The following is a 10,835-nucleotide window of genomic DNA, read 5'->3' as shown; positions in this document are numbered from 1 at the left end:
CTTGTCGTTTTGAACCGTCAGAACGACAAGTACGGAGCAATCGTTTTAAGAACCCCTCCGCCAGCCAGCCTGCGCCAGGGCAACCAAGACTTTGGCCGCGGCCGGTTTCGCGTCGTTGACCATGTGCCGCTTGGAAATCCTGACCTCCGTCCACCCCAACGCGGCGTACCGTTCAGAGCGCGCGATATCCCTGGCGATTTGGCTTTCCTCGCCGTGGTGTTCGCCCTCGTACTCGATTCCGATCCTGTATTTGCGGTAGGACAGGTCGGGCTCGTGATGCCTGCTACCGTCCTCCGTGATTCAAGTTCGGGGCGCGGAACACGGACGCAGGCATCCCCCATGGCCACGATCTCATCAAGGGACAGCATCTCGGCCATGTCCAACCACGTCCGCGCCGGCGTGGTCACCGGAACCCCGTCAATAGTGGTGACTTCATCCTCGTACAGCTTCATGCGGTGCACGAGGACGTGGGGCCTGTCGAGGTGGGCTGCGCCTTCGGGACGGATGAGGTGGTACGCGTCGGAGGCGCCATCCTGGCGCCGCTGCGGCAGTGAATGCAGCTCGGCCGCAGTAACGTGCGAGGCAGCGCAAAGCACATTGACTTCGATGAAGGGCCGGACCCGAACGCCTAAGGGGAGCGCCGTCGTCGTGCTTTCCATCCTGATTCCCCTGCCGCGGTACGTCAGCGACCCATGCCGCCAGCGGCGCGGGGAGATTCCGGCAACTGAAGCGTCAACAAGGGTGAAGGGGCGTCCCCGGAGTTCCTCCGGCAGCGGTTGTGGAGTCTTCATCGATCCATAAGAGCAGAATCCTGGCAACACCCGCAGAAGTTATCCACACCATCCATCGGCTGCTGAGTACTTGTCGTTTAGAGCGGCCAAAACGACAAGTACTCAGCAACCGATGGGGTCAGTCCTCGCTGTGCAGGTCCCGGCGGCGGGCGCTGAGCAGCTCGATTTCCGGGCGGCCCGCCACGAAGCGTTCGACGGCGTCGAGCACCTCCACGAGGTGCGCGCGGTCGGCTGCCACCAGGCCTGCGCCAACCCTGGTGCGCCGGTACTGGTCGTGGTCCCCCACCTCGGCCACCGAGACGTCGTAGCGGCGTTTTAGTTCGGCAAGCAGCGGCCTGATGACGGAGCGTTTCTCCTTCAGGCTTTGGACGTCGCCAAGGAGGATGTCCAACTCGATCCAGCCGACCCACATGGCTGCGGTCCTTCCCTAGCCGATGGTGAGCTCGCCCATGCGGTCCCAGCCGTCGCCGTCGAGCTGGCGGCTGACGATACGGGGAGTTTCGGCGAGTGCCTGCGGCATGTCCGCCATGGCCTTCTTGAAATGTTCGCTGTTCACGTGGTCGCCCGCGGCGTCGTCCTTGAAGGCTTCAACGAGGACGTACTCGTTGGGGTCGTCCAGGCTGCGGGACCAGTCGAACCAGAGGTTTCCCGGCTCCTGCCGGGTTGCCGCGGTGAAGTCGGCCACCAGCTCCGGCCAGCGCTCCGACCATTCCGGCTTGACCTTGAACTTGACGACAATAAAGATCACTGGGATGTTCCTTCCGCGGCGAGTGTGCGTGCCCCTTCAATGTACCGGGAAGTAACGTACCGCTGGGCTGCCCGGGTCACCAGTCCGCCGGTGGCGTAGAACCAGTTGGCTGGCTTGCTGAACGCCCTGACGCGCAGAAACACTTCGCCGGCAGCGTCGATGACCGCTTCAAAAGATTCCTCACCGCGGGCAGGATGCCCCGGGAGCGTACCGTAGCCGAACCCTGCTGACTGCGGCTGCCCCTCTGCCGCGGGCTCCTGGACCCAGACCACCTCGCACGGTGCGTTCAGACGGAACGGGCCGACGCCGAATCCGCTCACCACCCGTGCACCCGCCACAGCCCTGGGCGAGTCGGCCCGGACACGAAGCCCAGCGCGCCGCTGGAGTTCCCACCCAAGGATGCCGTCAGCGACGCGACGGAACAGCGGCTGGCCGGACCCCAGACGCACCTCCTCCAGGACGCTGGCGTAACCCGCCGGCGTCGTGCCCTGCCTTGTACTTCCGATGCCTGGATAGTTCAGGCTGCCGCTGACCGGCCGCGGGTCATTCACCCGAACGCCCCAGGCGCGCCCAGCCAAGCTGCTCCTGCTGCTTGCGGCTCAGCCCGGCAACCACCAGGTCATACGAGTCCTCCACCATGTCCCGCACCATGTCATCCGGAAGGGAACCGTCAAGGCGCACCCCGTTCCAGTGCGTCTTGTTCATGTGCCAGGCGCCGTCGATGGCGGCGTGCGCGGCCCGCAACTGGACCGCCAGGGACGGATCGCACTTGAGGTTCACGTAGAAATCGCCGGGGTCCATGGACGACAACGCGAAAAGCTTCGCCTCGTGCCTGGCCCCGCCGGCGATGTGGGCCCGGACTTTGAAGACTGAAGTCTCCGGCCCGAACGGGTAGTCCTCGTAGGCGCCGGGGGACGACAGGCAGATCTTTCGCAGCATGCTGGGGTCCATGAACGAAGCCTATAAAGCGCGTCCCTACGGTGCTAGTCTGCGAGGATGTCACACGACCAGGGAGCCATACCTGTTCTGGATTTGAGTACCGCACGGCAGCCCTACGGGACCTTCAGTCCGGAATTCATCGAGCAGTTGCGGCACGCCACCCATGACGTGGGCTTCTTCCAGATCACGGGCTACGGGGGTTCGCCGGGGCAGGCGGACCAACTCCTTGACGCTGTCCGGCGGTTCTTCAACCTTCCCCTTGAAGAACGGATGAAACTGGACAACCGGCTTTCTCCACACTTCCGCGGCTACACCCGGATGGGAACCGAAGTGACGCAGGGGCGGGCGGATGCGCGGGAGCAGATCGACTACTCTCCCGAGCGCCCGCCGGTAAGCAGCTACCCGCCGGACCAGCCGTACTGGCTGCTGCAGGGACCAAACCAGTGGCCGGACGAAGCGTTCCCTGAACTGAAGCCGGCAGCCATGGCCTGGGCCGAGCTGATGTCCGCGGTGGGGATGGAACTGCTGCGCGCCATTGCGGTGACGCTGCAACAACCCGAGGACTATTTCGACGAACCGTTCCGGGAAGCACCGGCATGGATGGGCAAATTGGTCCATTATGTTGGCGGCGTGGTCAAAGAGGCAGGTAACCAGGGGGTGGGTTCCCATGCTGACTACGGGTTCGTGACACTCCTGCTGCAGGACGACGTTGGAGGCCTGGAAGTAAAGCCGCCGGGGACCTCGGAATGGCTTCCGGTGGAGCCCCTGCCCGGCGCGTTGGTGGTGAACCTCGGCGAAATGCTGGAAGTGGCCACCGAGGGATACCTTGCGGCCACGATCCACCGCGTGCAGGCACCGCCTCCGGGTGTGGACCGCTATTCGGTGCCGTTCTTCTGGTCGCCCCGCTTGGACTCAGTCATCCAGCCTGTTCCGCTGGCCCCGGAGTTGAAGGCCGCCGCACGCGGCATTACGGACGATCCCGGCAACCCGTTGCTCGCATCCTTTGGCCTCAACATGCTCAAGGGCAGAATGCGGGCGCACCCGGACGTCACCGAGCGGCATTACCCGGACCTGCTGAAGCGGAGCTAGCCACCGCAAGGGCCTCAGACTTTGAACTTCCAGGCCTGCTGGGCCGGGCAGGAATTCATCACGACATCCAGGCCGGCGGCCTTGGCACGATCCGCGGCGGCTTCGTCGATGACGCCCAGCTGAAGCCAGACCGCCTTGGCGCCCACGGCGATCGCCTCGTCCACTACCTTGCCCACCTTCTCCGAGTTCACAAAGCAATCCACGACGTCGATGGGCTGCTTTTCGGGGGGAATTTCGGCGAGGGTGCGGTACCCCTGTTCGCCGTGCACGGTATCGCCGGCAAGGTTGACGGGGATGATGTCCATGCCCAGCTGGTCCCGGATGAACAAGGACACGTCGTAGGCGGAGCGCCACTCATTGGTGGTCAGGCCCACGATGGCCCAACGCCCTTTGGTCCGCATGAGGCGTTCAATAACTGCAGGATCGTTCGCGTGGCCCATGCCCTCAGCCTAACCCGGAGCCCAGGGACCACCGGCCTCCTGGACGGTTATTTGCCGCCAGGAACGGTTTCGGGGCCAGTTCCTGCCCCTTGCCCGGGGCTTGCCCGGCCAGGCTTTTCCGGTGCGGACTTGTCCTGTCCGCTGCCAGCGGCTTGTTTTGCTCCGGACAAAGGGCTGTCCCTGTTCTGAAGGGCATAACCGGAGGTCGCGGTACCCGTTTGGTCTTGGCCGGGATTGGAGCGGCCTGCCATGCCTTGGCCCGGCACCGGCTCCTGGACCCTGTTCCCGGGCGCTGCCGCGTCCGGCGTAGATTCCCCGCCGATGTGGTTGCGGGACCCACCCGGCCCACTTGATGGTTCGGCTGCGGGCGGGCAAATGCCCGCAGGAGTTGCCTTGGCTTCTCCCGGGCTTCCGCATTTGAAATCTTTGGCGGGACCAGCCACACCTGGGCCGGGTTGCCGCAGTTCCTTGGCCGGACGGGGGCCCGTGGGACCCGCGGCGGGACCGGCTGCGGGATCCGGTTCCGGAGCCTGGCCCGCTGGGTCCGCCACTACACGATGTTCGGGAGTCGGCGCTGCCGCTGCGCCCTGGGTGATTGCCCAATCCGGTGTCCAGTCCCCCAGCAAGTGCTGGACGGACGCTGCACTGGTGCCGGGGGCACTGCCGGCCGTTGCGGCAACGCCTCCGATGCCCAGGCCCATGCCGGCAAGCACTGCCAGTCCCACCACAGTGGGGCGGTGACGGCCGGAGCGGCGCCGGCGCGCCAGTTCGTCCCCGCCTCCCGCCAGCAGCCGGGCAAGCTCTCCGGATGGTTCGGGAACGGGAAGCGATGCAAGGGAGCCGACCGATTCGAGTGCACTTCGCAGGACGGCGTCGTCCTGGTGGCCGGCGTCCTTGAGGACTTCATCGACCAGCTCGCGCAGCCTGCTTTCGGGTGTGGTCATGGCTGCAGGTACTCCTTCACTGCTGCAACTTCGCGCAGTTTGAGGATGCCGCGCCGTTGCAGCTGCTTCACCGCTCCTGTGCTCTTCCCCATGGTTTCCGCTGTTTGTTCGACAGTGAGCCCGGCAACTAACCGCAGCGACAACACTTCCCGCTGCTCGTCCGGCAAAGACTCCAGCAACCCTACGATTTCTCGGGGCGCAATCCGCTCCAGCGCTTCCGCTTCAGCGGACGGGTCCTCCCGCCCGTCCAGCCCCGGTTCGAAGGGGAGCTTGGCAGGGGTGCGGCTCTGCCGCCGGTGGTCATCGACCATGCGGGCGTGGGCCACAGAGAAAATGAACGTGCGCAGGCCGTCGCTGCCGCCGGTCACTGAGTTCAGCCGTGGCAGCACAGAAAGGAAGACCTCCTGCATTGCTGCCTCCGGATCCTCGGCTCCACGGGCTCTGAAATAGCCCAATACCTGTGACGCATACGTCCGGTAGACGACGCCGAAGGCCGAGGAACCAGAATCTGGATCTCGCAGGGACTCGTCTGTCAGTGCATCGGTCACGGACGTGGTGCCTTTGGTCGGTGCGGGGATGGCTGGGCGGGCAAGGCCCGTTGCCGGAATGCCTTTGCCCGCTTACTTTACCCCGCGGTAACCACCGCGCACCGGACCGCCACGTGCACTGCCGGTTCCGGCCATGCGCAGCTGTCCCTGCTGCCGGAGAACTAAAGAGCCGGCCTGGAACGTGATGGGGGACAAGTTCCAGGCCGGCGCTACATAAGGGTAATCGTCCGCAGGCGGCGGAAGGTTACGCGACTTTCAAAAAACTTTTCGTGGCCTGCCTGCCATCCTGGAATGGAGTGTCCGCGGACCTCAGTTGGCCAGTTCCGCCCGGCTGCGGCGCCAGTCCCAATGCGCGGGGGCGGTGTGGCGGCGAATGACCTTGGCCGAGGCGAGGGCATGAAGCCTGGCCGCTGCCCGGTCATCGAGTGTGGGTTCGGTGGCGGGGGCGGCGGCAACGGTCACCGCAGGCGTCAGGGCTCCGGCCGGGGATAGGTCAGTCACCAAACCGGTCCCGGCGCACTCCCGGACCGCGGCGATCCCCGCCACAACGGCCGCTTTGTCGTTGAACGCCTGCGATACCGCCATCACCGACCCGTCCGCGCCCACGAGCCTGAACCTGAACTTCGACTGGGAATCAAGGAAAACTTCGAACTTGCCCGCCATGGCGCACTTCCTTCCGGTTGTGAGCGGTTTTCCGGACGGCAGCTCCGCCGATGGTCCGGCCCGGCGCGCGGCCGGGTTGTCCCGCAAAGTGATGGACGTGCTTGCCAGGCAGTCCTCGAATGCTGTCCCAAAAGTCTGGCTGTGCGGGCTGCGGGCCCACAAGGCATTGCAGGTAAACCCTGTGTAAATTGAGCTGCCTCGCGCCTGGCTGGAAACGAACAAGCGGCGGGCCACCCGCAAAGGTGTCCCGCCGCCGTCGTATTTCCTTCTAAACCGTCAGTCGTTGATGAGGTCGTTCACCACGATGGTCTGGTCCCGGTCCGGTCCCACGCCGATGGCGGAGAAACGCGTCCCGGACAGCTTCTCCAGCGCCAGGACGTAGTTGCGCGCGTTCTCCGGCAGGTCTGCCAGGGTGCGGGCGCCGGTGATGTCCTCGGTCCAGCCGTCGAAGTATTCGAAGATGGGCTTGGCATGGTGGAACTCGGTCTGTGTCATGGGCATTTCGTCGTGGCGGACCCCGTCAACGTCGTAGGCCACGCACACCGGGATCTGTTCGATGCCGGTAAGGACATCCAGCTTGGTGACGAAGTAGTCTGTGAAGCCGTTGACGCGGGACGCGTGGCGGGCCAGGACGGCGTCGTACCAGCCGCAGCGGCGGGGACGCCCGGTGTTGACGCCAAACTCGCCGCCGGTCTTCTGCAGGTACACGCCCATCTCGTCAAAGAGTTCGGTGGGGAACGGGCCTGCGCCCACGCGGGTGGTGTAGGCCTTGATGATGCCGATGGAGCGGGAAATGCGGGTGGGGCCGATGCCCGAGCCCACAGATGCGCCGCCCGCCGTGGGGTTGGAGGAGGTGACGAACGGGTAGGTGCCGTGGTCGACGTCGAGGAACGTTGCCTGGCCGCCTTCCATCAGCACTACCTTGCCCTCGTCCAGGGCAGTGTTCAGGACCAGCGTGCTGTCGATGACCAGCGGGCGGAGCCGCTCAGCGAAGGACAGGAAGTACTCCACGATCTCATCGACCACAACGCTGCGGCGGTTGTAGATCTTGACCAGGACCTCGTTCTTCTGGTGCAGCGAGCCCTCCACCTTCTGGCGGAGGATGGACTCGTCGAAGACGTCCTGGACGCGGATGCCCAGGCGGGCCACCTTGTCCATGTAGGCGGGGCCGATGCCGCGCCCGGTGGTGCCGATGGCGCGCTTGCCGAGGAAGCGTTCAGTGACTTTGTCCAGGACCTGGTGGTACGGAGCCACCAGGTGGGCGTTTGCGGAGACGCGCAGCTTGGACGTATCGGCACCGCGCGCCTGCAGGCCGTCGATTTCCTGGAACAGGGCTTCAAGGTTGACCACGCAGCCGTTGCCAATGATGGGGACTGCGTTGGGGCTGAGAATGCCTGCCGGAAGCAGCTTGAGTTCGTACTTTTCACCGCCTACGACGACGGTGTGCCCGGCGTTGTTGCCGCCGTTGGGCTTGACGACGTAGTCAACACGGCCGCCCAGCAGGTCGGTGGCCTTGCCTTTTCCTTCGTCGCCCCACTGGGCTCCTACGATCACAATTGCTGGCATGGGATCCTCCCCCATTCGTTCGGGCCGGCCGGGTGCCACAAGCGTGGCGGTCCTGGTTCAGCGCCGTTCATGAGAATGCCCCGAGTGGACCGGCTTCCGCCGTTCCGCAGGCGGATTGGCGAACGCGTTGGCCCCGGGGCCCTTACCACCCAAGTTTAGCCGATAGTGCACTTTGTCCACTCGCTGGGGCGCCCCGGTTCTTTACGCGCGGTAAAGAACCGGGGCGTCCTGTCCTGCGGCGGTTATTCGTCGTCGGCCTCGCCCGCCGGGCGGGAGGTCTGCTCGGCGAGGGTGTCCCAGAAGGAGGTATCGGCGTCGGCAATTGAACCGTCCGCGATGGCGGCGGCGGTGGACGTCAGCGTGGTGACGGTCTGCTTGATCAGGTAGCCGTTGCTGCGCTGTCCCAGCGCGTAGCCGTCGAGGTAGTGGTCCGACATGCCGCGCATCTCAAAGAGCAGGGTTGCGATGCCGTATTCCACCGAGATGCCGTTGCGGCTGATGGTCTCGGCGCTGCCGCCCTGGTATTTACCGAGGTGGCCCCAGCCGGTGGAGTCAACGTTGTCGAAGACCACGGCGCCCAACTGCTTGGACCGTTCCACGACGGCGGGATCGGCGTTGGGGGTGGTGGGATACAGGATGGAGCCGGACACCAGTTTGCCGTCGCGCTCAGCGCGGGTGCCCTGGTGATGCAGGTCGATCATGTAGTCCACCCGGTACTTGCCCATCACGTTGTTGTGCAGGGCCTGGGTTTCCGGCTGGATCTTGGCTACGTGATCCCGGTTCAAGTCCACGCCCTTGGCGTTGAAGCGGGTCATGTTGCGGTCGCCCTTGGCGATGTAGTCCTCCAGGGAGAAGTCGACGTCACCCATGGCTCCGTCCGCATTGAGCATCGGAACCACCAGGATGTTGACGCCCTTGAGGATGTCCGCCGATTTTTCCGTGCCCAAGTGCTTGACGAACTCCAGTGCTCCCTCTGTGGTGAGCTGTTCGTTGCCGTGCTGTTGGGTCAGGTACAGGATGGTGGGCTTGGCCGGGTCCGAAATGTACTTGACCAGGTGGATGTCCCGGCCCTTGACCGTTTTGCCGATGACCTCAAGTTCCATGGCAGGCTGCTTGGCGTCCTGGTCCTTCAGGAAAGAAACCATCTGGTCATAGGTGGCCAGCTTCGATGTGGTGATCTGGCCGTTGCCGCCGTAATTGGGGCCCTCGCCGACGGCGATGGCCGGGGCCGGTGCGGCTACGACGGCAAGTGCCAGCGCCCCGGTAGCAGCAAGGGTCCTGAAAGTAGCCAGGGATTTCTTCACGTGCGTTACCTCTTTCGAGTGCATTGAGTGCGTCCAGCCGCCATGTCCCCCATTGCGAACTGTGACATCAGCCAACCAACGAAACCGGTTACTGTCAATTTAATTGACAAATCGCGTTTAGTTGCTTTGAGCTATCAAATTAATGCCAATAACGGCCCACAAAACTCAAAAGTTCCCGAGCTTTGAAAACTGATTAGGAGGGTCGGTAATTTACGGGACCAGCGGCAGAAGTACCCAACGAAAGACTCAGCAATTCTGGTTCATAGATAAGGCCAACGCGAATGGCCGAGACTTTATATTCGCCTGGATTGGCGGAAACGTCCTTGGGTCTCTCTCCAAGCCACGGCTTGTCGGGCTGGACGTTTACGTGAATGGACACCAAGGCACCAACTGCTGTCAGAACACTTCCCACGGCATTCACCGCTGGAGTGGACAACTGCTGGATGTTTGCACTCACGGCGGGTATCAGCCCGGTGTTGAAGATAGTGGCTTCAACAACGGACTTCACTACCTGGTTCGTGTCCGTCCTAAGGGCCGAGGTAATGGGCGCCAGCAGACCTGCAACTGTGCCGCCAAGGTCCAGTCCAAGGACTTCCGGGGTTACCGAGGGAGCAACAGCTTTGCCATCCAAGTACTGGCCCAGACTGGACGGTCCTGCTTTGACACTGATGCTTGCCACATTTGCGCCCAAAAGTTTCAGAGAGATGTTGGTGGTGGCGCTGAGGGTGACGGACCGTAGGGCTGCGGACAACTTCTCCACCACCCTCGTCTTCCACGCGTTCAGGAGCGAAGTAATCCTGTCGTTCAAGGCGGTGACCACGGCGGAATCAAGCACCACCGGATGGTTGGGTCCCATTCCGTTGAGGCCGGTGATACTCCCGGTGAGTGAAGCGACGTTGACCCTCACTGCTGGTTGACCAGGCGCCGCGCCAAGGTTGATGGTGACGACTCCATCGGTCAGCGACTCCGTCATGAGCATGCTGACACCGGTCAGGTCCGGGGCCGACATGGTGGCAACAGTGCTGACAGATCCCAGCTCAAGTCCGCCCAACACAGGATTGATGAGGGCAGCGATGCCACTGGAGATTCCTGTCGTCAATCCGCCCGTACCGAGCAATGCGTTCACCTGGGCTGGAACGTCCCGCACGGCCCCGCTGGCGCCCGCCGACAACGCACCCACAGCAGGAATGGCAGCATTAAGATCCAGGCTGGCGATGCCGTAGTCGCGTTCATCCAGCGGGTCCGCCGCCAGCGTGGGCCAGCCGTTGACCATCTCGCATCCTTGGACCGACGCGGACGACGCCACGGCGCCGACGTCGAGGGTTACACCGGCCAGCGAAGCAGGCAGAATTTCACCGAGTGTGATTTTTGCGGCGCTGGGGCCCTCTCTGCGCTCAGTCGCTGAGGGACCGACCTGGACAGCTCCAGACTGGTCGGTGACCAGCCCGGCTGCAGCACGGGCATGTCCGCTGTCCTGGGCTTGGGCCCACTGCGTATAAGCTCCCAATCCGTCCACAGGAGCGCCCAGCGTCAGTCCCGCTGTCAGCAATTCGTTACCCAAAGCCGTGACGGGTAGTTTGCTGACGAACGCATCCGGCATAGCTGTCACCGCCGTCGCCGAAAGCGGCTGAGGTGATGCCACACCGTCGGTGTTGGTGACGATAAGTCCGTCAACACCTGCGATGGAATTCAGGTCGGTTCCCAAAACGGTTCCGGAGAGTTGCCTGGCCGAAGCCACGCCGCTGAAGAGTGTGTTGGTGGAACAGTCCCCCGGAGAGCCCACGCCCACACTGCCGCCGGCCC

The 10,835-nt window shown here is 63.9% G+C and carries 12 protein-coding genes; 1 reads left to right on the top strand and 11 read right to left on the bottom strand.

The genetic code is table 11. The features are described 5' to 3' along the window. Positions 1–909: 909 nt before the first annotated feature. From ACHL_RS03380 to ACHL_RS03365, 4 genes are read right to left on the bottom strand one after another with little or no spacing between them, the layout of a single operon-like run. On the bottom strand, positions 910–1,203 hold the full coding sequence (locus tag ACHL_RS03380; protein WP_015935898.1) for a DUF503 domain-containing protein: 294 nt from the start codon (positions 1,201–1,203) through the stop codon (positions 910–912). A 15-nt stretch (positions 1,204–1,218) separates the two neighbouring features. Then, positions 1,219–1,539 carry a putative quinol monooxygenase gene (locus tag ACHL_RS03375; protein WP_015935897.1) on the bottom strand — a complete coding sequence of 107 codons (321 nt, stop codon included), beginning with the start codon at positions 1,537–1,539 and terminating at the stop codon, positions 1,219–1,221. Continuing rightward, on the bottom strand, positions 1,536–2,090 hold the full coding sequence (locus tag ACHL_RS03370; protein ID WP_015935896.1) for a DUF1990 family protein: 555 nt from the start codon (positions 2,088–2,090) through the stop codon (positions 1,536–1,538). The genes ACHL_RS03375 and ACHL_RS03370 overlap by 4 nt, the downstream gene beginning before the upstream one ends. After that, positions 2,083–2,490, bottom strand: a complete 408-nt coding sequence (locus ACHL_RS03365; RefSeq protein WP_015935895.1) for an MmcQ/YjbR family DNA-binding protein — start codon at positions 2,488–2,490, stop codon at positions 2,083–2,085. The genes ACHL_RS03370 and ACHL_RS03365 overlap by 8 nt, the downstream gene beginning before the upstream one ends. Positions 2,491–2,535: 45 nt before the next feature. On the opposite strand from ACHL_RS03365, the gene ACHL_RS03360 reads away from it, so the two are divergent. Continuing rightward, entirely contained in the window at positions 2,536–3,567 is a 1,032-nt protein-coding gene (locus ACHL_RS03360; RefSeq protein ID WP_015935894.1) for an isopenicillin N synthase family dioxygenase, read from the top strand. A gap of 14 nt (positions 3,568–3,581) precedes the next feature. Here ACHL_RS03360 and ACHL_RS03355 read toward each other — a convergent pair whose 3' ends face one another. From ACHL_RS03355 to ACHL_RS03320, 7 genes are all read right to left on the bottom strand, one after another. Continuing rightward, positions 3,582–4,007 carry a CoA-binding protein gene (locus ACHL_RS03355; protein WP_015935893.1) on the bottom strand — a complete coding sequence of 142 codons (426 nt, stop codon included), beginning with the start codon at positions 4,005–4,007 and terminating at the stop codon, positions 3,582–3,584. A 47-nt stretch (positions 4,008–4,054) separates the two neighbouring features. Beyond that, the gene (locus ACHL_RS03350) at positions 4,055–4,951 is read right to left on the bottom strand and encodes a hypothetical protein (protein ID WP_015935892.1); all 897 of its coding nucleotides are present in this window, start codon (positions 4,949–4,951) and stop codon (positions 4,055–4,057) included. Continuing rightward, the gene (locus ACHL_RS03345) at positions 4,948–5,499 is read right to left on the bottom strand and encodes an RNA polymerase sigma factor (RefSeq protein WP_015935891.1); all 552 of its coding nucleotides are present in this window, start codon (positions 5,497–5,499) and stop codon (positions 4,948–4,950) included. Before ACHL_RS03345 ends, ACHL_RS03350 begins: the two co-directional genes overlap by 4 nt. Positions 5,500–5,808: 309 nt before the next feature. Beyond that, positions 5,809–6,162 carry a YegP family protein gene (locus ACHL_RS23325; RefSeq protein ID WP_015935890.1) on the bottom strand — a complete coding sequence of 118 codons (354 nt, stop codon included), beginning with the start codon at positions 6,160–6,162 and terminating at the stop codon, positions 5,809–5,811. A 276-nt stretch (positions 6,163–6,438) separates the two neighbouring features. Continuing rightward, positions 6,439–7,728, bottom strand: coding sequence for an adenylosuccinate synthase (locus ACHL_RS03330; protein ID WP_015935889.1), 1,290 nt, complete (start codon positions 7,726–7,728; stop codon positions 6,439–6,441). A 242-nt stretch (positions 7,729–7,970) separates the two neighbouring features. Beyond that, positions 7,971–9,056: a M14 family zinc carboxypeptidase gene (locus ACHL_RS03325; protein WP_015935888.1), complete on the bottom strand. Its 1,086-nt coding sequence runs from the start codon at positions 9,054–9,056 to the stop codon at positions 7,971–7,973. A gap of 169 nt (positions 9,057–9,225) precedes the next feature. Beyond that, positions 9,226–10,770, bottom strand: a complete 1,545-nt coding sequence (locus tag ACHL_RS03320) for a choice-of-anchor G family protein (RefSeq protein ID WP_244266513.1) — start codon at positions 10,768–10,770, stop codon at positions 9,226–9,228. Between the last annotated feature and the right edge of the window lie 65 nt (positions 10,771–10,835).

It is taken from the genome of Pseudarthrobacter chlorophenolicus A6 (assembly GCF_000022025.1).
Lineage (GTDB): Bacteria > Actinomycetota > Actinomycetes > Actinomycetales > Micrococcaceae > Arthrobacter > Arthrobacter chlorophenolicus.
This window is presented reverse-complemented; position numbering and strand designations above follow the sequence as displayed.